Origin of the sequence: Gilliamella apicola (assembly GCF_003202915.1) — a bacterium.
GTDB classification, from domain to species: Bacteria; Pseudomonadota; Gammaproteobacteria; order Enterobacterales; family Orbaceae; genus Gilliamella; species Gilliamella apicola_Q.
On record NZ_QGLP01000003.1, the window covers coordinates 269,975 to 292,337 of the forward strand.

A 22,363-nucleotide genomic window follows, 5' to 3' on the forward strand; every position below is an offset into this window, starting at 1 on the left:
TTTTATTTACATATACAATATCATTTAACATAGTTAAATAAATTTTATGAGTTGTTTATTGACTCTAGTACCACACTTTTCTCTATTCCATCTATTACTTCAACCTGACCAATTTTAGTTGGAATCACTAACCGAAGCTTACCAGAAATAACTTTTTTATCTCGTAACATATGGGGAATATAAGATTCGATTGCCATCTGTCCTGGTCTTTTAACTGGCAATTTAGCTTTAATTAATAAATTTTTTATTCTTTCAATATCTTTATCTGCCAACAGACCTAGTAATTTAGCTGTTTGTGCTGCCATTAACATACCAACACTAACTGCTTCGCCATGTAACCAATTGCCATAGCCGAGCTCGGCTTCAATGGCATGCCCATAGGTATGACCAAGATTTAAAATAGCGCGCATATCTTGTTCGGTTTCATCGGCGGCAACCACTTGAGCTTTTAATTCACAGCAGCGATAAATACAATAACTTAAGGCATCGACATCTAAATTAAGTAAATCATCAATATGAGTCTCTAACCAATCAAAAAATGCAGAATCCATAATAATGCCATATTTAATTACTTCAGCTAGACCGGCAGAGAGCTCTCTTTGTGGTAAGGTTTTTAAACAATTAATATCAATTACCACTGATTGAGGCTGATAAAATGCGCCAATCATATTTTTACCTAGAGGATGATTAATGGCAGTTTTACCGCCAACAGAAGAATCGACTTGAGATAATAAGGTTGTCGGAACCTGAATAAATTTAATTCCACGTTGATAAGTAGAAGCCGCAAATCCCGCTACATCACCGATAACTCCCCCCCCAAGGGCAACAAGTATACTACTTCGAGTATGATTGTTGGCAAGTAAAGCAGTTAAAATTTGATTCCATGTTTCCATCGTTTTGTATTGTTCACCATCAGGTACAATGACAAAGTCAGTTTTGACGCCATGAGCCTCAAGCATATCCATCAAATGTTTTAGATAAATCGGAGCAATGGTGTCATTGGTGACAATAAGAACTCTCTGGCTACTATGCAGTTTAAAATGTTCAAATTGACTAAGTAAGTTTTCACCAATTGTAATGGGATAACTGCGATTGTCTAACGCTACATTTAAGATCTTTTGCATAATTTTTTCCAGATAAGTTGATACCAATTTAATCTTGCATGTTAACGATAAAAAAGTAGCAGTGCAACTTAGAATCATTTAAACTTACCCGTAATTTTTATCTGTAATGTTGAATTTATATGTCTTTATCGTTGGTGTTAGCACAAAAAAATTGGTGTGTAGGTGATATTGAAGGTAATACTCAGCAAATCATTGAAGTGATACAAAACCATTCATCGCATGATCTTATTATTTTCTCTGAACTTGCAATCTGTGGTTATCCTCCAGAGGATTTAATTTATCGTGATGATTTTAAAATTCGTTGCCAACATGCTTTATCAACTATTAAACAAGCCAGTAAACAATGTGGAGTGATTGTTGGACATCCTTATTGGCAAGATGGGGTAGTTTATAATGCGTTATCACTGTTTTTTGAAGGGCAGCAGTTAGCATGTTATCACAAACAGCAGTTACCTAATTATGATGTATTTGATGAAAAACGTTATTTCACGGCCGGTGAACATACTTGTGTTGTCGATTTTAAAGGAAAAAAAATTGGTTTATTAATCTGTGAAGATCTTTGGCAATCTGAGCCTATCGATCGAATTGGTGCAAATTGTGCAGATTTGGTTATCTCTATCAATGCGTCACCTTATGCTTATCAAAAACAGAAATATCGCCAAGAACTGATTAAACAACATGCTTTAAGAACCGGTTTACCAATTATCTATGTTAATCAGATTGGCGGTCAAGATGAGCTTGTTTTTGATGGCGGCTCATTTGTATGTAATGAAAAAGGCAATATTATTCATAAATTAAACTCTTTTGAAGAACAAATTTCCGTTTTTCGAATGGGGGATAACCATAAACCTGTCTCAGTTTCTAAAAGTGAACCATTAGCCGAAGTTTATGAGGCGTTAGTTCTTGCAACTCGCGATTACATTACCAAAAATGGTTTCCAAGGAGCGGTATTGGGGTTATCTGGTGGAATTGATTCTGCTTTAACTTTGGCAATTGCCGTTGATGCTTTGGGTAAAGATAAAGTACAAGCAGTTATGATGCCGTTTCGTTATACGGCTGACATCAGTATCGCTGATGCAAAAGAAGAGGCGGAAATATTAGGTGTTGAATTTGATATTATTTCAATTGAACCGATGTTTGATGCTTTTATGTCTTCTTTAACACCAATGTTTTTAGGAACACAAAAAGATACTACAGAAGAAAATCTACAAGCGCGCTGTCGAGGCGTCATTTTAATGGCGCTTTCAAATAAACGCCGAAGGTTAGTATTAACGACTGGTAATAAAAGCGAAATGTCGGTTGGTTATGCTACATTGTATGGTGATATGGCTGGTGGTTTTGATGTGCTTAAAGATGTGCCTAAAACCATGGTATTTGCATTATCTAAATATCGAAATAGCCGATCTTATGTTATCCCAGAACGCGTTATTACTCGTCCTCCATCAGCTGAACTTGCGCCGGATCAAAAAGATGAAGACAGCCTACCTCCTTATGATATTTTAGATGGAATATTAAAAGGTTATGTTGAACAAGATTTTTCCGTTGAACAACTGATTTCGCAAGGTTATGATGAAGCAACTGTAAGACGAGTGATTAAATTAGTTGATATTAACGAATATAAAAGACGGCAATCAGCAGTGGGGCCGAAAATAACTGCTCGTAACTTTGGTAAAGGCAGGCGCTATCCAATAACTTCTGCTTTTGGATTTAAGAATTGGTAATCTCGAATTAAGGGCAAAGAGATATGAAAAAAATTGAAGCAATTATTAAACCTTTTAAACTAGACGATATTCGAGAAGCACTTGCCGATCAAGGAATTACCGGCATGACAGTCACTGAAGTGAAAGGGTTTGGTCGTCAAAAAGGACATACTGAACTTTATCGGGGGGCAGAATATATGGTTGATTTTTTACCAAAGGTGAAAATAGAACTTGTTGTTGCTGATGATATTTTAGAAACATGCATTGAAACTATCATGAAAACAGCGCAAACCGGTAAAATTGGTGATGGAAAAATATTTGTTTATAATGTTGAACAAGTAATACGTATTCGTACTGGCGAAATGGACGAGTCAGCTATTTAATTTTATCGATTTGAATATCAGGGCGTTCTTGCCGAAGTAGATTATTGGTGACAACGCCTTGAATAGAACAGATAAGAAGTTGCATATTATCCCCCTTTTCAAGTAATAATAACTTTTCGGTAGTATTGGGCGCTGGAATCGTTTTTACTCCAACAACTGTTCCTGTGTTTTTATGCCAGACTTGAATATCATCATTAATACTTCGAATCATTGGGTTGGCGATATACAGAAGATTATCCTCCATATTTTTCCATTCTAGAAAATCTAAACTGTCACGGATCTCATTTATATCATTTTCAATAATAAAACCCCAAAAATAGTATTTACCCATTTTTTTTAAATCCATTGCACTATCATAATAGCCAATGAGTTTTAGATTTTTATATTGAATAGGCGAATTGAAATACACAAAGTTTTTGTTAGTATCCGTGCGATTTTCAACGGGAATAAAAGCTTGACTTTGGTTAAAAACCTCAATATTAGTATGGTTTTTTAACTCTTCTTTATGCTCGTAGACATGATTAAAAAAGTCTGGACTACAAGATGTCAATTCTTGAATCAGTGGTAATTTATCTGCTGATGCGAAAAATGAAAAAATCATAAAAAGCGTTAATATAGCGTTTTTAAACATATTGATTGAAATTGACAATATTGGATACCATTTAGCTAATATCTTTGATTGTATAATTATTACAACAGAATAACAATCTTAAGGCGTCTTTTCTTTTTTAAAGAAATATTAAGATACGAACAAATAGTTAACTGTTAAAAAGTTGCTAAAAATCTTTAGAACAAAAAAAGATAATTAATCAAGTACAAATCAAACAAATATTCATTTATGGAAGACAGATCCCATATTTATTAATTTTTACTAAATAATTGTTTGAATATCAAAAAAATTACTATAGTTTAGCATAAACTCATTCTTTGGAGTTACATATAATAGTAAGTGAAAAAGGGAATTTTTATGCTTAAGACATTAGCAATAAATATTAAACATGAGTTTTCTTACGTCAAAGACGTTACTTTGCGTTCATTTTTTGGCGGATTTAGTCTAAATAGCGAATCAATTATGTTTGCCTGGATAGATCAAAATAATATTTATTTGAGGGCTCATGATAAGTATCGGTCAATGTTTATTGATTTAGGTATGCAGCCACTTGATTTAATTTTTGATGGATCACATAAACTACTTGATTACTATAAAGTTGAAAATGAATTACGCCAAGATAGACAAAAATTGCATACTATTGTAAAAATGGTTATTAAACATGCTAAACAAGATCTTGAGGAGAAATTAGCTAAAAGCCAAAGTCGTTTAAAATCTTTACCCAATATGACAGTTTCTTTGGAAAAATTAATGGTAAGTGCTGGTATTATCGATATTAACATTTTCAAAGAGGTCGGCTATTTGGAAACTTATTATCGTATAAAAAGTAAAAATTCAAAGTTGTCGATTAATATTCTATTTGGACTATTTGGCGCATTACATGGTCGACATGCTGGAACATTATCATCCGAATCGAAACAAAAAATCGAATTAGCTTATCAGGATTTTTTGAAGACAAAATAGGTTTTAAATTAATTAATTATTAATTAAGAAGAATACCATCATTAAATGTGTTATTTTTAATAATGGTATTGTGTTAATTTTTTAGAAACTTAGCGATGATCTTTTTTACGATGGTTTTCTGCGGTTGGTTCTTTTAAATGGTTTAGGTGTTGGTAAGCCAGATAATAGCGCCTGAGGGTCATATTGGCTGACTGGAATTGAGTGATCAATAGCTTTTTCAATAGCGGGTAAGTTTTGTGAATAACGTTCACAAGCTAATGAAATTGAATAGCCTTCAGCGCCGGCGCGTCCGGTACGACCGATTCGATGCCTATAATCATCACAATCATCAGGAAGATCGTAGTTAAAAACATGAGTTACATTTGGAATGTGTAAGCCACGAGCGGCGACGTCTGTTGCTACTAATATATCAAGTTCGCCTTGAGTAAATTTATCAAGAATGGATAAACGTTTTTTTTGTGCGATATCGCCGGTAAGTAATCCAACACGATGGCCATCAGCAACTAAATGGCGCCAAATTTTTTCACAAGCAACTTTGGTGTTAGCAAACACAATGCTTCGCTCAGGCCACTCTTCTTCAATAAGGGTTTGTAATAAAGCTAATTTATCTTCATTTGATGGAAAAAATAGCTCTTCTTTTATTCTATGACCAATTTTTTGTTCCGGTTCTACTTCAACATATTGTGGTTCATTCATGTATTCAAAAGCAAGTTCACGCACGTTGTGGGTTAAGGTTGCTGAGAATAACATGGTAAGACGATTTTGTGGTGGGGTCATCTGTCTAAATATCCATCGGATATCACGAATGAAGCCTAAATCAAACATACGATCGGCTTCGTCTAAAACAGCAACTTGGATTGCCCCTAAATTGATATAATTTTGTTTCGCATAATCAATTAAGCGCCCTGTAGTTGCAATCAATATATCCACACCAGCAGAAAGCATTTTTAATTGTTTATCATAACCATCACCACCATAAGCTAATCCTAATTTAATATCTGTTTCTTCTGAAAGAGGCTGAGCATCATTATATATTTGTACAACTAATTCGCGTGTAGGCGCGATAATGATAGCTCTTGGTTGATTAGGTTTATGATCGGGTAATGGATCATTATTCAATAAATGATTAAATGTTGATGCCAAAAACGCAATCGTTTTACCTGTACCGGTTTGTCCTTGTCCTGCAATGTCAATTCCTTTGGTTGTTAATGGCAATGTTTGCTCTTGAATTGGGGTACAGTAAACGAAACCTTTTGTCTCCAATGCTTTGATGACTGAAGGGTGTAAGGGAAATTGATTGAAAGTTGTTTTTGTAAGATATGATTGAATCATTATTGTTTAGAATATAATTATCAGAGTGTCGCAATTGTAGCACACTAAATACAACAACTTCACTAATAATTATGTCCTATTAGAATAATTACTAGCGGTAGATATGAAAATATTCTAATATATTTTTAGATAAATTCCTTAGGAGATAATTAAATGAGTCATAACATTGTTGCACTTACTGAAGCTACATTTGATAAGACGATAAATGAATCAACTAAACCGATTCTAGTCGATTTTTGGGCTGACTGGTGTAGACCTTGTAAACAAATTGCCCCTATTTTAGAGGAACTTGCTGAAGAATACGGTGACAACATTATTTTTACTAAATTAAATGTGGAACAAAATCCTAGTGTTGCCCCTAAATTTGGTATTCGTGGTATTCCGACGTTATTAATTTTTAAAAACGGTCAAGTTGTTGCTACTCATGTAGGCGAATCATTAAAAGCGCAACTTAAAGCTTTTATTGAGCCATTCCTTTAATAAAAATCTAAATTTGTTCAGTAAATATAATAATAAGCGTTTAAAATAGCGCTTATTATTTTTTATTCCAATAAAATATAATTAAAAATATAGACATCCCTATAAATTTAGTGTAAATTGCTAAACTCTTACATAGACCCCTTTCAGCAATCCATTGTTTTTCTTGATAAAGTGGTGAGAATTCAATATCCAAAGTATATAATTATCATCGAAAGCTAGGTAATAAATTAATTTTACATATTGCTAGAAAGAGAATTTTTTATAAGTAAATGAAAGAAATATACAAAAATAGCAGTAATTGCAAACATATCAATTTTATCCTCAAGAATTTATAAACTATGAATTTAACTGAATTAAAAAACACTTCTGTTTCCGAGCTTGTAGCGCTTGGTGAGAAAAAAATGGGGCTTGAAAATCTTGCCCGCCTTAGAAAACAAGATATTATTTTTGCAATTTTAAAACAGCACGCAAAAAGTGGTGAAGATATTTTTGGCGATGGTGTTCTTGAAATTTTGCAAGATGGCTTTGGCTTTTTGCGATCAGCTGATAGTTCTTATTTAGCTGGTCCTGACGATATATATGTATCACCAAGTCAAATTAGACGATTTAATTTGAGAACGGGAGATACCATTGCCGGTAAAATTAGACCACCGAAAGAAGGTGAGCGATACTTTGCGTTATTAAAAGTAAATGAAGTTAATCACGATAAACCTGAAGACGCTCGCAATAAAATCCTTTTCGAAAACTTAACTCCTCTACATCCTAATTCTCGCTTACGTATGGAACGTGGTAATGGCTCTACCGAAGATATTACCGCCAGAGTTCTTGATTTAGCTTCACCAATTGGTAAAGGTCAACGTGGTTTGATCGTAGCTCCGCCAAAAGCAGGTAAAACAATGTTATTACAAAACATTGCTCAAAGCTTAGCGGTAAATCATCCAGAATGTGAATTAGTGGTATTGATGATTGATGAACGACCAGAAGAAGTTACCGAAATGCAACGTTTAGTCAAAGGGGAAGTTGTGGCTTCTACGTTTGATGAGCCAGCAGCAAGGCATGTTCAAGTCGCCGAAATGGTAATTGAACGAGCAAAACGTCTAGTTGAACATAAAAAAGATGTAATTATTTTATTAGATTCGATTACGCGTTTAGCTCGTGCATATAACACGGTTATTCCATCATCAGGTAAAGTATTAACAGGTGGTGTTGATGCTAATGCACTACATCGCCCTAAACGCTTTTTTGGTGCGGCACGTAATGTGGAAGAAGGTGGTAGCTTAACAATTATTGCTACAGCTCTAATTGATACCGGCTCTAAAATGGATGAAGTTATTTACGAAGAGTTTAAAGGTACCGGTAATATGGAAGTTCATTTATCGCGCAAAATTGCAGAGCGACGTGTTTTCCCTGCGATTGATTTTAACCGTTCAGGTACGCGTAAAGAAGATTTAATGACTTCACCTGATGAACTACAAAAGATGTGGATTTTACGTAAAATCCTTAACCCAATGGGTGAAATTGACGCAATGGAATTTTTAATTGATAAACTTGCCATGACGAAAACTAATGACGAGTTTTTTGAAATGATGAAACGTTCATGATTCGTTTAATTGCAAAACAATTTAATTAAAATAATGAAAAAACCGTATTATGTATTGATACGGTTTTTTTTATGGCAATATATAACTTAATGGTAATATTCCATTGAATTAATATACTAGTAGCAAAACCTTATTAAGGGTATAGAGATTAAATAAAGGAGCCAAATTATGTCAAAACAGCAAATCGGTGTCATTGGAATGGCCGTGATGGGGCGAAACTTAGCACTGAATATTGAAAGTCGTGGATTTTCAGTATCAATTTACAATCGCTCTAGAAACAAAACAGAAGAGGTTATAGCAGAACATTCTGATAAACAATTGGTTCCTTATTATAGTATTGAAGATTTTGTTAATTCTTTAGAAAAACCTCGCCGTATCTTAATTATGGTGCAAGCAGGTAAAGGTACCGATGCTGTCATTGATGAACTTAGACCCTTGTTAGATAAAGGTGATATTATTATTGATGGTGGTAATGCTTATTTTGAAGACACTATTCGTCGTAATAAGATGTTATCAAATGAAGGCTTTAATTTTATAGGGGCTGGTGTTTCTGGTGGTGAAGAAGGTGCACTAAAAGGCCCTTCAATAATGCCAGGCGGTCAAAAAGAAGCTTATGAACTGGTTGCCCCAATTTTAGAAAAAATTGCTGCAAAAGCGAATGGGGAACCTTGCGTAGCTTATATCGGCCCTGATGGAGCAGGACATTATGTGAAAATGGCTCACAATGGAATTGAATATGGTGATATGCAATTAATTGCCGAAAGCTATAGTGTGCTAAAACATGTAGGAGGGTTAACTAATGATGAACTCTCTGATGTTTTTTCTGATTGGAATAAAGGCGAGTTAGACAGTTATTTAACTGAAATCACGGCTGATATCTTTAAATATAAAGATGAAAATGGCGATTATCTGATAGATAAAATCCTTGACGCGGCAGGCAATAAAGGTACTGGCAAATGGACAAGCCAAAGCGCATTAGATTTAGGTGAACCATTATCTTTAATTACTGAATCGGTATTTGCACGTTATATTTCCGCGATTAAAGATCAACGCGTTGCTGCATCAAAAATACTAAAAGGACCTAGTAAAGAGGCATTTACAGGGGATAAGCAAGCGTTAATTGAAAAAGTTCGTAAAGCACTTTATATGGGTAAGATTATCTCTTATGCTCAAGGATTTGCGCAATTAAAAGCCGCATCAGAACATTATAATTGGCAATTGGATTATGGCGAAATTGCTAAGATTTTTAGAGCGGGTTGTATTATTCGCGCACAATTTTTACAAAAAATTACTGATGCTTATACTGAAAATAATAATATTGATAACTTACTTTTAGCACCATATTTTTCTAAAACCGTTGAAGCTTATCAACAACCATTGCGTGACGTTATCAGTTTAGCCGTTTTACATGGCATCCCAGTTCCTACTTTATCTGCAGCAATTGCATATTATGATAGTTATCGCTCGGAAGTATTACCAGCTAATTTAATTCAGGCCCAGCGAGACTATTTTGGTGCACATACTTATAGACGTATCGATAAAGATGGCGTGTTCCATACAGATTGGTTAAATATTGAATCTTAATTTTGATTGTTATTTTTTCTTATATTGAGTTTAAGAGTGCAAAATAGGTTGCACTCTTACAAAATTTATACACCTTTTACACTCTTTTTAGCCAAATTTACCGAAGTTTATTTCTCGGGAAAACTTGTGGTTATTGGCGTTGGTCTTGTCAAGAAAATTTATTTTTTAAAAAACTAGAAAAACACAATATATGGTGTATAATTCACGCATATTTACTACATATAGTGTTTTCTTTAGCAATGTGAAAATCCGACTTTATATCAAAAAGCCCATATTTCAACAAAAAATCAATAGTTTTGAATTATTACAAAAACTATGAAGGTTGATATAAAAATCATGCCGAACGCTAACTATTAATGAATATCAAGGAGTATATATGCCCATAGTAATCAAACGTGATGGCTGTCAAACTGCATTTAATGAGAATCGCATTAAAGATGCTATTATAAGAGCGGCTGTTGCGGCCAATGTTGAGGACCCAGATTATTGTGCTGCTGTTGCTCGCGTTGTTACCAATCAAATGAAGGATCGGGACAGTGTTGATATTAATGAAATTCAAGATATGGTTGAAAATCAGCTCATGTCAGGTCCTTATAAAAAATTGGCCAGAGCTTATATTGAATATCGACATGATCGTGATCGTGCCCGTGAAGAACGTAGCCGTTTGAACCAAGATATTCGTGGTTTAATAGAACAAAGTAACGTCGCCATTTTGAACGAGAATGCCAATAAAGATAGTAAAGTTATTCCAACTCAACGTGATCTACTAGCTGGTATTGTTGCTCGACATTATGCTAAACAATATTTATTACCCAAAGATATTTCTCATGCTCATGATTGTGGTGAAATTCATTACCATGATCTTGATTATGCCCCATTTTTCCCAATGTTCAATTGTATGTTAATTGATTTAGATGGAATGTTAACTAATGGTTTTAAAATGGGTAATGCTGAAATTGAGCCGCCAAAGTCTATTGCAACTGCAACTGCGGTAACCGCTCAAATTATTGCGCAAGTAGCCAGTCATATTTATGGCGGTACCACCATTAATCGAATTGATGAAATTTTAGCAAAATTCGTGACTATCAGTTATCAAAAACATAAAAAAGTTGCAGAAGAATGGAATATTCCAGATCCTGAAGCTTATGCAGAAAGCCGTACCCAAAAAGAGTGTTATGATGCATTTCAATCTCTAGAGTATGAAGTTAATACACTCCATACCGCTAATGGACAAACTCCTTTTGTTACTTTTGGTTTTGGTTTAGGAACCAGTTGGGAATCACGATTAATTCAAGAATCGATTTTAAAAGTGCGTATAAAAGGCTTAGGTAAAAATCATAAAACAGCCGTATTCCCGAAACTGGTTTTTGCTATTAAAGATGGTATTAACCATAAGCAAGGAGATGCTAATTATGACATTAAACAGTTAGCGTTAGAGTGTGCGAGTAAACGTATGTATCCGGATATTTTAAACTATGATAAAGTTGTTGACGTAACCGGATCATTCAAAACGCCAATGGGATGCCGAAGCTTTTTAGGTGTTTATGAAGAAGATGGCCAACAAATTCATGATGGACGTAACAATTTAGGGGTAATAAGCCTAAATTTACCTCGTATTGCAATTGAAGCTAAAGGTGATGAAGCCCGTTTCTGGGAAATTTTAGATAAACGTTTAAACCTTTGTAAAAAAGCATTAATGACGCGTATTGCTCGTCTTGATGGTGTAAAAGCACGTGTTGCGCCGATTTTATATATGGAAGGCGCATGTGGCGTTCGATTAAAAGAAGATGATAATGTTTCTGAAATCTTTAAAAATGGTCGCGCATCAATTTCATTAGGTTATATTGGTCTACATGAAACATTAAATGCTCTTTATGGTAACCAAACTCACCCATTTGATAGCGAAACTTTACGTAAAAAAGGTGTGGCAATCGTTGAACACTTAGCCAAAGCTGTCGATCAGTGGAAAAAAGAGACTGGCTATGGTTTTAGCTTATATAGTACACCAAGTGAAAATTTATGTGACCGATTCTGCCGTTTAGATACAGCTGAATTTGGTATTATTCCTGGAGTAACCGATAAAGGCTACTATACTAATAGTTTCCATCTTGATGTTGAGAAAAAGGTTAATCCATATGAAAAAATTGAATTTGAAAAACCTTACCCCGCTTTAGCTAGTGGTGGATTCATCTGTTATGGCGAGTATCCTAACATGATTAATAATGTTAAGGCATTAGAAGATGTATGGGATTATAGCTATACTCGAGTACCTTATTATGGTACCAATACCCCGATTGACGAATGTTATGAATGTGGTTATACCGGTGAGTTCTCCTGTACTAGCAAGGGTTTTGTTTGCCCTAGTTGTGGTAATCATGATTCATCAAAAGTTTCTGTTACTCGCCGTGTTTGTGGATATTTAGGTAGTCCTGATGCTCGCCCATTTAATGCCGGTAAGCAAGAGGAAGTAAAACGTCGGGTTAAACATTTGGATAATGGTCAAATAGGTTAATCAATAATTTTGTCATTATGAATTATCATCGTTATTATCCTGTGGATGTCGTTAATGGCGAGGGGACTCGTTGTGCACTTTTTGTAGCAGGTTGTGTACATCAATGTCCAGGCTGTTATAACAAAAGCACATGGGGCGTAAACTCTGGTAAGCCATTTACACAAACAGTTGAAGATCAAATTATTAAAGATTTACAAGATACCGAAATAAAACGCCAAGGATTATCACTTTCTGGTGGTGATCCTTTGCACCCTCAAAATATCCCAGCTATTTTAAAATTGGTTAAACGAGTTAAAACCGAATGCGATAATAAAGATATTTGGTTATGGACAGGTTATAAACTTGATGAATTAACCGATGATCAGCAAGCGGTAATTCCTTATATTGATGTATTGATTGATGGAAAATTTGTGCAAGAACTGGCTGATCCTAAACTATTATGGCGAGGAAGCAGCAATCAAATAATCCATCGTTTCAAATAAATTTACTGTAATTTATGCAGATTTAACAAATAAGAAATCGCTTCGCGATAGTTGATTTCAAGATTTTCACTACTTGATGATGTAATGTGTAAATCGGTAATCTTGCCATTATCGATCCCATAGACCCAACCATGCAAATTGACTTTTTGACCTCGTTGCCATGCCGATTGAATGATTGTGGAATGTCCTAAGTTATAGATCTGTTCAATTACATTAAGTTCACATAAAATATCCATTCTAATATCAGCAGGGAATTTGCCAAGTAAAGAACTATTACGAAACCATAAATCTCGAATATGAAGTAACCAATTATTAATTAAACCTAAGTCCGGATTTTCAACCGCAGCGCGAATGCCACCACAATCTAAATGACCACAAACAATAATATCTTCGATTTTAAGTACATCAACTGCATATTGAACAACCGAAAGGCAATTTAGGTCCGTATGAATTACTTGGTTGCCAACATTTCGGTGAACAAACATTTCTCCTGGTTTTAGTTTAATCAATTTTTCTGCAGGAACCCGGCTATCAGAACAACCAATCCATAAAAATTTTGGATTTTGTGCAATAGCAAGTTGTTTAAAAAATTCAGGGTCTTCCTGCTCTATTTTTTCTGACCATTCATGGTTAAAACGAATTAAATCACTTACATCAAACATATATCTATTCCTTATTATATTTTGTTGTGTTAATAATGTTTGTTATTTTGTATAGCTAAATTGTTTTTACATGCTGAATCTTACTTTTCATTATTAACTTTCGCCATATTGGCGTAGTAAGAATTTTGGCTTTGATAATTTTACTATAGAGCTTTAAACGTAAAGGTATAGTTTTTTGGTAATAATGTTTGTTTGGTTTCGCTAGACCACTATTTAATATTTTGCTTAAAATCTCAGCACTATCAAGTGCATAACTGATCCCTTCTAACGAGCTTGCGCTAATGAAACCAGCAGCTTCACCGATTAAAAAAATATTTTCATTACCGGTATAAAAATCTCGGAAGCGATTTGGATAAACCACAAGACATTTTTCAGTTTTTAACGATTCACCAAAAATAAAACCTTGCTTAGTTAGCTTTTGTTTTAATAATTCAAAATGTTGATTCGCTGTTTTTTTCGGGAACGCACCGCCAAAAATGAAATATCCATCTTTAGAAATACTCCATGCATAGCAATTAGTAGATTGATTATCAAAAATACAAGAATAAAAAGGACGTTGATGTTTTTCAGCAAACCATTGTTGAATCGCAACATATTGCCTGATGGAATGATGAGGATAGCGCATACGTCTAACAACTGAGTTAGCACCATCGGCACCAACTACATATTTAGCGGTAATTTTATACTCTACGTTATTTTCATCAATATAAGTGACTTGATATCCATCGATGACTCTTCTAATTTCTTTGCATAGCGTGTTATGTAAAACGTTAACATTGTTTGGAATCAGTGATTTTAACCATAGATCGAATTTATGCCTATCAAAGCTGACATAACTGCGCTGATAATTACGAATTAGTTTAGTTTGAAGATCAATCGTTTTAACACTAAAGATTTGCGGTTCAGTTAATATATCAGCAGGTAAATTTAATTTTTGGCGCACAAAGGCTTTTTGGGCGTCGTTAGCTAATAAACCACCACAAGGTTTATGAAAGCCTTCATTACCCGTTTGATGTTTTTTATCTAGTGCAATAATTTTAAAAGAGGAATTAAGTAAGCGTGCGAGCGTACTACCGGCAGGTCCAAGTCCAATGATTGCAATATCGTAGTCCATATTTTTGTATTGTATGTTATAACAGGTTGAAAACTGTTCATTCTATCATATTTGATAAAAAGGCAGTTAATAGTAAAATTGATGATTTTTCGATTTTATTAAAATTTTTGAGAAAAAAGGGGAATTGCTGAAAACCAGTTAACTGGCGGCACTTTGCAAAAATGCCTTGCTCAATTCATCAAATGGTAATGTTCGACTAATCACGACTAAGCGAGATATTTTTTCCGAAGCTTGTTGCCAAGGTGAACCATAATCAAAACCGACGATTTTATGGACACCTTGAACGATCAGTTTTTGAGTATTGTCTTTAATTGCAAGTATACCTTTATAGCGCAGCATATCATTGCCATATTTTTCAACTAAATTTTCCATAAATGAACCAATTTTTTTTAAATCAAGTTCTCCTGCTTCAAAATAATAAGAACAGATGTCATCATTCCATGATGAGGTTTGATAGGGAATTTTTTTAAACTTAGTTTCTAATTTTTTTGAAGGATCAACGATAAATAAGCCTTTATTGAGAACTAACTCTTCATCTAAATCAAAGGCATGAATATCTAACCATTGTGATTTGGCTATTTTCCCATTAACCGCTTGATAGATAACTGCTTTACTGTTGATTTTTTGAATCCGATTTACAATCTCAGTTTGTTGTTGTTCAGTTATACAATCAGTTTTAGATAAAATAATACGATCGGCAAAACCAATTTGAGAAACAGCAACTCGATGTTCATTTAAATGCTGCAAAATATGCTGAGAATCAACAATAGTAATAATCGCATCAAGTCTGATGGTTTGTCTAATTAGCTCATCAATAAAAAAAGTTTGAATAATTGGCGCTGGGTCAGCGAGTCCCGTGGTTTCGATAATAAGCCTATCAAATTGCAATTTACCTGCTAGCCTTTCTGCATATAATTGATGAAGGGCCTTGGTCAATTCTCCTTGCACTGTACAACAAATGCAACCATTAGTCATTTCAATCACTTGAATATCATGATTTGGTGTAAGTAAGTTGCTATCGAGATTTACTGGGCCAAATTCATTTTCAATAATCATTATTTTTTCGTTATGATTATTTTCAAGCAGGTAATTGATGAGAGTGGTTTTTCCTGAACCCAGAAATCCGGTTAATAAAGTGGCAGGTAATAATGATGTATTATTTTGTGTCATACATTATCTCTTTATATTTAACAGCACTTAAAGCCACCTTTGCCACTATAACGTGCATCTTGTCGTTCTTTAAAAAACTCTTCATAAGTCATAGGAGTCTGTTCAGGATGGGTCAGTTTCATATGTTGAACATAAGTATCGTAATCGGGAATCCCAACCATTAACTTGGCTGCTTGACCTAAATATTTACCTGCTTTAGCGATTGAGTCAAACATATTTATCTCTTTTATTAAACAAATCAGTATAGATTAATTTGATTTTTAACCAGATGATATTTTGAAAATATCCATCTCACTATAAATGCCGATGTGAAACGAGTCAATCTCTGATTAACAATAATTTTAATCTAATTTGTTAAATTAAAATTAAAATTAATAAAAGAGATATATTAAATAATTGAAATTGCTTCGAATGACTTTAGTACATATAAATTGATTATTATATTTTAATAAAATTCATTTATCTATTAGTAAATAACTTCTATAATATCGACCATTTGAAATGAATAAGAGTTAATAATGGAAAAGTTTCATGTTACAGGCCCGACCTCTTTAAACGGGGAAGTTGTTATTTCTGGCGCTAAAAATGCAGCGCTACCTATTTTATTTGCTGCGATTTTGGCTGAAAAACCAGTCGAGTTACAAAATGTTCCTAAATTAAAAGATATCGATACTACACTGGAACTGCTAGCACAATTAGGTGTGAAATACCAACGTAATGGCTCTATTCATCTTGATGCAGGAGAGATTAATAACTATTGTGCACCTTATGAACTTGTTAAAACTATGCGGGCTTCAATTTGGGCTTTAGGTCCACTAGTTGCTCGATTTGGTCAAGGTCAGGTTTCATTGCCTGGAGGATGTGCGATAGGTGCAAGGCCTGTTGATTTACATATTACTGGTCTACAACAGTTAGGCGCGACGATTACCTTAGATGAAGGTTATGTTAAAGCATCAGTTGACGGTCGTTTAAAAGGTGCTCATATTGTAATGGATAAGGTTAGTGTTGGTGCGACAGTCACTATTATGTGTGCAGCAACGTTAGCTGAAGGTAAAACGATAATTGAAAATGCAGCGTGTGAGCCAGAAATTGTTGATACAGCAAAATTTTTAAATATGCTGGGTGCTAAAATTACCGGTGTTGGTACTATGCGTATTGAAATTGAAGGCGTTACTAATCTAGGTGGTGGCGTACACGAAGTGGTTTCTGATCGCATTGAAACAGGAACTTTTTTGGTTGCAGCTGCTATTTCGCGCGGTAAAATAACTTGCCGTAAAACAGATCCTAATTTACTTGATGCCGTATTATCGAAACTGAAAGAAGCGGGTGCTAATATTGAAACAGGTGAAGATTGGATTTGCTTAGATATGCAAGGTAAACGAGCCAAGGCTGTCAATATTCATACAGCCCCTCATCCGGGTTTTCCAACCGATATGCAAGCCCAGTTTTCATTATTAAACATGGTGGCAGAAGGAACCGGAATTATTAAAGAAACGATTTTTGAAAATCGTTTTATGCATGTTCCTGAACTTATTCGTATGGGAGCTCATGGTGAAATCGAAGGTAATACCTTGATTACTCACGGAGTTGAAAAACTTAGTGGTACCCAAGTTATGGCAACAGATTTACGTGCTTCTGCAAGTTTGGTTTTAGCCGGATGTATAGCCGAAGGTTCAACAATTGTTGATCGTATTTACCATATTGATCGCGGTTATGATAATATTGAAGATAAGTTGAGAAAATTAGGCGCAAAGATTGAGCGTGTAAAATAGTGCCGTGTTTAACGTTATTTAAATATTAGAACGGAGTGGAATATGACAAAGCAAGCATTAGTTTTTTTATCAAATGGCTGTGAGGAAACCGAAGCGGTTACAACTATTGATCTATTAACACGCGCTGGAATTAAAGTTACTTACGCCAGTATCACTGAAGATAAAAAAGTTGAATGTTCTCGTGGTGTCACTATTTTAGCCCCAAAAACCTTTTCAGAAGTTGATAATCTTGATTTTGATGTGATTATTTTACCTGGCGGATTAACTGGAGCTGAAAACTTTCGAGACTCTCAACAATTAATTAAAAAATTAAAACAAGCACATCAGGCTAAGGTCGTCATTGCTGCTATTTGTGCAACACCTGCCATGGTTTTCCAACATCACAATTTATTCCCAAATGCTTATATGACAGGTTATCCAACGACCAAAGATACAATTAAAAATTGGAAATCGGATAGAGTTTATTTTGATGCTCAATATAAACTTATCACAAGTCAAGGTCCTGGAACATCTATTGATTTTGCATTAAAAATAATTGAAGTTCTGTTAGATAAAAAGACTGCGGCTGAAGTAGCTGCACAATTGGTGCTTCCACAAGGGATAGAATCTTACCAATAAATAGGTAACAAATGTCAAAATCACATTTGTACGAAAAATTAATTAAAACGGCAACATTATGTGCCGTTTTAATTTCTGTTTTCCTTATTATTATCAAATTACTTACGTGCTGGTTTACCGGCTCAATGAGTTTATTTGCTTCGCTTTTAGATTCTAGTATCGATTTGCTGGCATCCGGGCTTAATTTTTTCTTGGTTCGTTATGCATTAAAACCGGCTGATGATGATCATACTTTTGGTCACGGGAAAGCCGAATCGTTAGCCGCATTAGCGCAAAGTACCTTTATTATTGGTTCAGCGAGCATTTTGTTACTTTCTAGTATCAAATCAATTATTCATCCTACTGTGATAAAGTCACCTTTATTAGGTATTAGCGTATCTATCATTTCGGTTATTGTGACAGGTATATTAGTTTTATATCAAAAACATGTTATAAAAGAGACAAATAGCAAAGCGATAGAAGCAGATATGTTACATTACTCTTCAGATATGTTTATGAACATTGCGGTTATTATGGCGCTATTTTTAAATTGGTATGGGATTACTTATGCTGACGCTTGCTTTGCATTTTTTATTGCGTTATATATTTTTTATAATGCTTGTAAAATAGCTTATAGTGCAATTCAAGACTTGTTAGATAAAGCTTTACCAGAAAGTGATAATCAGAAAATCAGAGATATTGTTTCTTCTTATGCAAATGTACGTGGTTTCCATGATTTGAAAACTAGACAATCAGGGCCGCTAAAATTTATACAATTGCATCTTGAATTAGATGATGACATGCCATTAATAAAAGCTCATGCAGTTGCTGATGCAATTGAAAAACATATCTCTCGAGAATTTTCCCCAGCAACAGTAATTATCCATCAAGATCCTGTGTCTGTTGTTCCTTTAGAAATGAATCAGTAGAAAAACTATTCAAAATAGCTCCTAAACTTTATATTGTTAGTTAATTATTATGACTCTATAATAGCCAAAGGTTTATAAATTGGAGTTATTTTTTATGATAAAAAAAATAGGTATTTTAACCAGTGGTGGTGATGCCCCAGGGATGAATGCAGCTATTCGTGGCGTTGTGAGAACCGCGTTAACTGAAGGTCTAGAGGTTTTCGGTATCTATGATGGTTATTTGGGACTTTGTGAAGATCACATTGTTAAGTTAGATCGCGCCAGTGTTTCAGATATTATCACCCGAGGTGGCACATTTTTAGGATCTGCGAGGTTTCCTGAATTTAAAGATCCAGAAGTTAGAAAAAAAGGGATCGCGAATTTAAAGAAACATCAAATTGACGCCTTAGTGGTTATTGGTGGAGATGGTTCATATATGGGGGCTATGCGATTAACTGAAGAAGGTTTTCCATGCATAGGTTTACCTGGCACCATTGATAATGATATTCGTGGAACTGACTATACTATTGGTTATTTCACTGCACTAAGCACAGTTGTAGAATCTATTGATAGATTAAGAGACACTTGTTCTTCTCATCATCGAATTTCTGTTATTGAGATCATGGGGCGTGATTGTGGTGATTTGACATTAAGTGCATCAGTGGCTGGCGGTTGTGAATTTATGATCATCCCTGAAGTTTCTTATACTAAAGAAGACTTAATTGAAGAGATAAAATTAGGCTTTGCCAAAGGTAAAAAACATGCAATTGTGACTGTTACGGAGCATATGTGTGATGTGAACCAATTGGCTAAGGATATTGAAGCAGCTGTCCATCATGAAACTCGAGCAACAATTTTGGGTCATGTACAGCGCGGTGGTTCACCGGTGCCTTATGACCGAATTTTAGGTTCGCGAATGGGTGCTTATGCTGTTGAATTACTTATTAATGGTCATGCAGGCCGTTGTGTTGGTATCCAAAATGGTAAATTAGTGCATCATGATATTATTGATGCTATCAATAATATGAAAAGACCATTTGATATGGATCTTTACAATACTGCAAAACGTTTATTCTAAAAGTTGCAGTATTGATAATCTAATAAGATGTGAATAATTGGTAATACTATGGTTTAAATTTAGTCTATCTATTATTCACATTATTAATTTATAAAAACTTTAAAATCGAATTAATTTCAAAAGTAATTTCTTCTTATTTTTAACTAAATTAGCTAAAAATCATACCAATTGAGGGATTTTATGACATTACAATATAAGCAAGACAACGAGCGTTTCTATGTGTGTAATGACAATAATCAAGAAATAGCTGAAATAACGTTTACTCGAGTTGGGCAAGATAAAGCAACCATCAATCATACCTATACGGATCCTAATTATCGTGGACAAGGAATTGCAGATAAGTTACTTGAGCTTTTGGTAAACGTATTAATGCAAGAAAAACGCGAAATTATACCTTTATGTTCTTTTGCTGCCGGCAAATTAACTAATTAATGGAGTTTATATTGGATAAATATTTGTAATTTATTCATAAAGTTGTCAAGTAATATTTTCAGTGATTTCTAAAATAATACTAGTTTCTATCTAATGATTTTGTGCTAATGTATAACAAATTTTTTTTGTTATATTTTGATAACTGAAATGACAACAGTAAGACCCAAAAAAATCCATTCTATTCATTTATTACGTGGCGTAGCCATTATCATGATTGTTTTTAGCCATTGTTTAGGTGTATTTAAAAATAGTCATTTAATAGCTAATAGTTATTTATTTTCTTTTTTAAATTTATTTGCTTTTAATTTTACAACGTTTTTTGTGTTAATTGCAGGTTTTTTATTTCAGCATTTAACTTATAAATATGATGTAAAAGGATATTACTTATCTAAATTTAAAACGGTAGTATGCCCTTATATCTCTGTATCAATATTTTGTTTTTTATATTTCCATTACCAATATTTGTCCAAATTACCTGTTTTTTCGTTAACTGAACCTAGTTCGAGTATTTCAATTGTTAAAATGATGTTGACTGGAACTCAGCTTTTACCCCTGTGGTTTATGCCGATGATTATCATTATTTTTGCAATTAGTCCTTTATTATATAAATGGTCAAAAAAGAGTTTGATTATCATAGGGTTAGTTTCGATGTTTTGGGTGGTAATGTTTACTAAACCTGATTATAAACAACCGTTATTGAATTTGTTGCATTATGGACCGGTATATTTAACCGGTATGATGATAAAACAGAATTATGAAAAAATTATGAAACTAGTTGAAGACAATTTGGCTTTAGTTATATTTTTCTTTGGTTTATGTCTTTTTATTCCATTTGCTTATCGTTATGTTGATTATTTTGGTGTTGAAAGACTTTACTACGATACATTACAAAAAATTATTTTATTTATCTTAGCACTTTATTTTTTAGATGGTTTGAATCATAAAAATAATGAAGGTGGAATATATAAGTTTTTTTCATATCTTGCTAATGTCAGTTTTCCAATCTACTTTATTCACCAAATTATAGTATTATTTTTGGAACAACAATTAGTTAACTCTCCTTTTGGTTACATTATTAAAACAGATAATGGCCAATTGGCGTCGTTTGGTGCTATAAGCTTTTTAATATGCACGTTGACTATCAGTATTTTTATTGCCAATACCATTAAATTCATATTTAAAGATAAAGCAAAATATTTAATTGGTGGTAATCGTTAATATTCTTAATAGTTACAGCTGGGCGTTTTTTAGATAAAACATTTAACTTTTTTATGGTTGAAAGAATTAATAAATGTGACAAACATCAAAGTTTTATTTTTTTTAATGTTTATAATAGGATATCTTTCATTATCACATATGTGTCAACAATGCCGTTGAACAAATAAAAAACAAACAGAATTTTAAGTGTTATTTTTCACTTGCCAAAAAAAATGAAGCGCCTATAATGCGCATCCACTGACACAACGTCAGCGATAAGCAGACAAAACAAGTGTTAGTGAGCAAGGTCAAAAATTTTTAAAAAAGATCTTGACGAATGAAAAAGTGTAGCGTAGTATACGCAGCCCTTGAGACAGCAAACTAAAACAAGAAATTGTGAAGTTAATTAATAAGCTGTCAGCTCTTTAAAAAGAAGAAACAGACAATCTGTGTGGGCACTTACGAGACGAAAAATTAAAAGTCTACGGACTCAAAAATTAAGTCTTAATAAGTGACACTGAAGATTCATTTGAATTATGTCAGAGACAGTTATTGAGCATCAAACTTTAAATTGAAGAGTTTGATCATGGCTCAGATTGAACGCTGGCGGCAGGCTTAACACATGCAAGTCGAACGGTAACATGAGTGCTTGCACTTGATGA

Annotated in this window: 21 protein-coding genes and 1 rRNA gene; 15 read left to right on the top strand and 7 right to left on the bottom strand. The window is 33.9% G+C overall.

All coding sequences use genetic code 11. From position 1 onward, the window contains the following. Positions 1 to 44 precede the first annotated feature (44 nt). Entirely contained in the window at positions 45 to 1,124 is a 1,080-nt protein-coding gene (gene aroB, locus DKK79_RS01400; RefSeq protein WP_110422531.1) for a 3-dehydroquinate synthase, read from the bottom strand. 113 nt (positions 1,125 to 1,237) lie between these two features. Here aroB and DKK79_RS01405 point away from each other — a divergent pair, with 113 nt between their 5' ends. Then, entirely contained in the window at positions 1,238 to 2,845 is a 1,608-nt protein-coding gene (locus DKK79_RS01405) for an NAD+ synthase (protein ID WP_110422532.1), read from the top strand. 23 nt (positions 2,846 to 2,868) lie between these two features. Then, positions 2,869 to 3,207: a nitrogen regulatory protein P-II gene (glnB, locus tag DKK79_RS01410; RefSeq protein ID WP_034883030.1), complete on the top strand. Its 339-nt coding sequence runs from the start codon at positions 2,869 to 2,871 to the stop codon at positions 3,205 to 3,207. Here the strand turns inward: glnB and DKK79_RS01415 are convergent. Next, entirely contained in the window at positions 3,200 to 3,808 is a 609-nt protein-coding gene (locus DKK79_RS01415; RefSeq protein ID WP_146211974.1) for a hypothetical protein, read from the bottom strand. The two genes, glnB and DKK79_RS01415, sit on opposite strands and share 8 nt — an antisense overlap. Before the next feature lie 366 nt (positions 3,809 to 4,174). On the opposite strand from DKK79_RS01415, the gene DKK79_RS01420 reads away from it, so the two are divergent. After that, positions 4,175 to 4,780, top strand: coding sequence for a TfoX/Sxy family protein (locus tag DKK79_RS01420; RefSeq protein ID WP_034883028.1), 606 nt, complete (start codon positions 4,175 to 4,177; stop codon positions 4,778 to 4,780). Positions 4,781 to 4,885: 105 nt separating this feature from the next. Here the strand turns inward: DKK79_RS01420 and rhlB are convergent, their stop codons facing one another. Further along, the gene (gene rhlB / locus DKK79_RS01425) at positions 4,886 to 6,112 is read right to left on the bottom strand and encodes an ATP-dependent RNA helicase RhlB (protein ID WP_110422534.1); all 1,227 of its coding nucleotides are present in this window, start codon (positions 6,110 to 6,112) and stop codon (positions 4,886 to 4,888) included. Between the two features lie 153 nt (positions 6,113 to 6,265). On the opposite strand from rhlB, the gene trxA reads away from it, so the two are divergent. The 5 genes from trxA to nrdG all read left to right on the top strand — a co-directional run bounded on the left by trxA (position 6,266) and on the right by nrdG (position 12,771). After that, the gene (trxA, locus tag DKK79_RS01430; RefSeq protein WP_110422535.1) at positions 6,266 to 6,592 is read left to right on the top strand and encodes a thioredoxin; all 327 of its coding nucleotides are present in this window, start codon (positions 6,266 to 6,268) and stop codon (positions 6,590 to 6,592) included. A gap of 338 nt (positions 6,593 to 6,930) precedes the next feature. Beyond that, positions 6,931 to 8,193: a transcription termination factor Rho gene (rho, locus tag DKK79_RS01435; protein ID WP_034883026.1), complete on the top strand. Its 1,263-nt coding sequence runs from the start codon at positions 6,931 to 6,933 to the stop codon at positions 8,191 to 8,193. 168 nt (positions 8,194 to 8,361) lie between these two features. Continuing rightward, positions 8,362 to 9,777, top strand: a complete 1,416-nt coding sequence (gene gndA / locus DKK79_RS01440) for an NADP-dependent phosphogluconate dehydrogenase (RefSeq protein ID WP_034883025.1) — start codon at positions 8,362 to 8,364, stop codon at positions 9,775 to 9,777. Positions 9,778 to 10,153: 376 nt separating this feature from the next. Further along, on the top strand, positions 10,154 to 12,289 hold the full coding sequence (nrdD, locus tag DKK79_RS01445) for an anaerobic ribonucleoside-triphosphate reductase (RefSeq protein ID WP_110422536.1): 2,136 nt from the start codon (positions 10,154 to 10,156) through the stop codon (positions 12,287 to 12,289). A gap of 17 nt (positions 12,290 to 12,306) precedes the next feature. After that, entirely contained in the window at positions 12,307 to 12,771 is a 465-nt protein-coding gene (gene nrdG / locus DKK79_RS01450) for an anaerobic ribonucleoside-triphosphate reductase-activating protein (protein WP_110422537.1), read from the top strand. A gap of 2 nt (positions 12,772 to 12,773) precedes the next feature. Here nrdG and can read toward each other — a convergent pair whose 3' ends face one another. From can to DKK79_RS01470, 4 genes are all read right to left on the bottom strand, one after another. Next, on the bottom strand, positions 12,774 to 13,433 hold the full coding sequence (gene can / locus DKK79_RS01455) for a carbonate dehydratase (protein WP_034883021.1): 660 nt from the start codon (positions 13,431 to 13,433) through the stop codon (positions 12,774 to 12,776). Positions 13,434 to 13,488: 55 nt separating this feature from the next. Next, the gene (locus DKK79_RS01460) at positions 13,489 to 14,547 is read right to left on the bottom strand and encodes an FAD-binding protein (RefSeq protein WP_034883020.1); all 1,059 of its coding nucleotides are present in this window, start codon (positions 14,545 to 14,547) and stop codon (positions 13,489 to 13,491) included. Between the two features lie 138 nt (positions 14,548 to 14,685). Next, positions 14,686 to 15,717: a CobW family GTP-binding protein gene (locus DKK79_RS01465; protein ID WP_110422538.1), complete on the bottom strand. Its 1,032-nt coding sequence runs from the start codon at positions 15,715 to 15,717 to the stop codon at positions 14,686 to 14,688. A gap of 17 nt (positions 15,718 to 15,734) precedes the next feature. Continuing rightward, positions 15,735 to 15,932 (bottom strand): YbdD/YjiX family protein, encoded by a 198-nt coding sequence (locus DKK79_RS01470; protein ID WP_034883017.1) that lies wholly within the window; start codon positions 15,930 to 15,932, stop codon positions 15,735 to 15,737. 303 nt (positions 15,933 to 16,235) lie between these two features. Here DKK79_RS01470 and murA point away from each other — a divergent pair, with 303 nt between their 5' ends. The 7 genes from murA to DKK79_RS01505 all read left to right on the top strand — a co-directional run. Next, positions 16,236 to 17,489 carry a UDP-N-acetylglucosamine 1-carboxyvinyltransferase gene (gene murA / locus DKK79_RS01475; protein WP_110422539.1) on the top strand — a complete coding sequence of 418 codons (1,254 nt, stop codon included), beginning with the start codon at positions 16,236 to 16,238 and terminating at the stop codon, positions 17,487 to 17,489. A gap of 42 nt (positions 17,490 to 17,531) precedes the next feature. Continuing rightward, the gene (locus DKK79_RS01480) at positions 17,532 to 18,107 is read left to right on the top strand and encodes a DJ-1 family glyoxalase III (protein WP_034883014.1); all 576 of its coding nucleotides are present in this window, start codon (positions 17,532 to 17,534) and stop codon (positions 18,105 to 18,107) included. An 11-nt stretch (positions 18,108 to 18,118) separates the two neighbouring features. Next, complete coding sequence (locus DKK79_RS01485) at positions 18,119 to 19,015, top strand: cation diffusion facilitator family transporter (protein ID WP_034883012.1); 897 nt, start codon at positions 18,119 to 18,121, stop codon at positions 19,013 to 19,015. A 94-nt stretch (positions 19,016 to 19,109) separates the two neighbouring features. Then, positions 19,110 to 20,072, top strand: coding sequence for a 6-phosphofructokinase (pfkA, locus tag DKK79_RS01490; protein ID WP_034883011.1), 963 nt, complete (start codon positions 19,110 to 19,112; stop codon positions 20,070 to 20,072). A 180-nt stretch (positions 20,073 to 20,252) separates the two neighbouring features. Further along, positions 20,253 to 20,504 (top strand): GNAT family N-acetyltransferase, encoded by a 252-nt coding sequence (locus DKK79_RS01495; protein WP_034883010.1) that lies wholly within the window; start codon positions 20,253 to 20,255, stop codon positions 20,502 to 20,504. 147 nt (positions 20,505 to 20,651) lie between these two features. After that, on the top strand, positions 20,652 to 21,722 hold the full coding sequence (locus tag DKK79_RS01500) for an acyltransferase family protein (protein WP_110422540.1): 1,071 nt from the start codon (positions 20,652 to 20,654) through the stop codon (positions 21,720 to 21,722). Between the two features lie 547 nt (positions 21,723 to 22,269). Then, positions 22,270 to 22,363: ribosomal RNA gene (locus tag DKK79_RS01505) — 16S ribosomal RNA — on the top strand; the annotation flags it as partial.

What these genes read in the sequence shown, in the direction of transcription:
- can (WP_034883021.1), bottom strand. Translation starts at nt 13,433, where the DNA reads ATGTTTGATGTAAGTGATTTAATTCGTTTTAACCATGAATGGTCAGAA.
- trxA (WP_110422535.1), top strand. Translation starts at nt 6,266, where the DNA reads ATGAGTCATAACATTGTTGCACTTACTGAAGCTACATTTGATAAGACG.
- rho (WP_034883026.1), top strand. Translation starts at nt 6,931, where the DNA reads ATGAATTTAACTGAATTAAAAAACACTTCTGTTTCCGAGCTTGTAGCG.
- DKK79_RS01465 (WP_110422538.1), bottom strand. Translation starts at nt 15,717, where the DNA reads ATGACACAAAATAATACATCATTATTACCTGCCACTTTATTAACCGGA.
- DKK79_RS01495 (WP_034883010.1), top strand. Translation starts at nt 20,253, where the DNA reads ATGACATTACAATATAAGCAAGACAACGAGCGTTTCTATGTGTGTAAT.
- aroB (WP_110422531.1), bottom strand. Translation starts at nt 1,124, where the DNA reads ATGCAAAAGATCTTAAATGTAGCGTTAGACAATCGCAGTTATCCCATT.
- DKK79_RS01485 (WP_034883012.1), top strand. Translation starts at nt 18,119, where the DNA reads ATGTCAAAATCACATTTGTACGAAAAATTAATTAAAACGGCAACATTA.
- DKK79_RS01500 (WP_110422540.1), top strand. Translation starts at nt 20,652, where the DNA reads ATGACAACAGTAAGACCCAAAAAAATCCATTCTATTCATTTATTACGT.
- DKK79_RS01480 (WP_034883014.1), top strand. Translation starts at nt 17,532, where the DNA reads ATGACAAAGCAAGCATTAGTTTTTTTATCAAATGGCTGTGAGGAAACC.
- nrdG (WP_110422537.1), top strand. Translation starts at nt 12,307, where the DNA reads ATGAATTATCATCGTTATTATCCTGTGGATGTCGTTAATGGCGAGGGG.
- pfkA (WP_034883011.1), top strand. Translation starts at nt 19,110, where the DNA reads ATGATAAAAAAAATAGGTATTTTAACCAGTGGTGGTGATGCCCCAGGG.
- nrdD (WP_110422536.1), top strand. Translation starts at nt 10,154, where the DNA reads ATGCCCATAGTAATCAAACGTGATGGCTGTCAAACTGCATTTAATGAG.
- DKK79_RS01470 (WP_034883017.1), bottom strand. Translation starts at nt 15,932, where the DNA reads ATGTTTGACTCAATCGCTAAAGCAGGTAAATATTTAGGTCAAGCAGCC.
- rhlB (WP_110422534.1), bottom strand. Translation starts at nt 6,112, where the DNA reads ATGATTCAATCATATCTTACAAAAACAACTTTCAATCAATTTCCCTTA.
- murA (WP_110422539.1), top strand. Translation starts at nt 16,236, where the DNA reads ATGGAAAAGTTTCATGTTACAGGCCCGACCTCTTTAAACGGGGAAGTT.
- DKK79_RS01460 (WP_034883020.1), bottom strand. Translation starts at nt 14,547, where the DNA reads ATGGACTACGATATTGCAATCATTGGACTTGGACCTGCCGGTAGTACG.
- DKK79_RS01415 (WP_146211974.1), bottom strand. Translation starts at nt 3,808, where the DNA reads ATGATTTTTTCATTTTTCGCATCAGCAGATAAATTACCACTGATTCAA.
- gndA (WP_034883025.1), top strand. Translation starts at nt 8,362, where the DNA reads ATGTCAAAACAGCAAATCGGTGTCATTGGAATGGCCGTGATGGGGCGA.
- DKK79_RS01420 (WP_034883028.1), top strand. Translation starts at nt 4,175, where the DNA reads ATGCTTAAGACATTAGCAATAAATATTAAACATGAGTTTTCTTACGTC.
- glnB (WP_034883030.1), top strand. Translation starts at nt 2,869, where the DNA reads ATGAAAAAAATTGAAGCAATTATTAAACCTTTTAAACTAGACGATATT.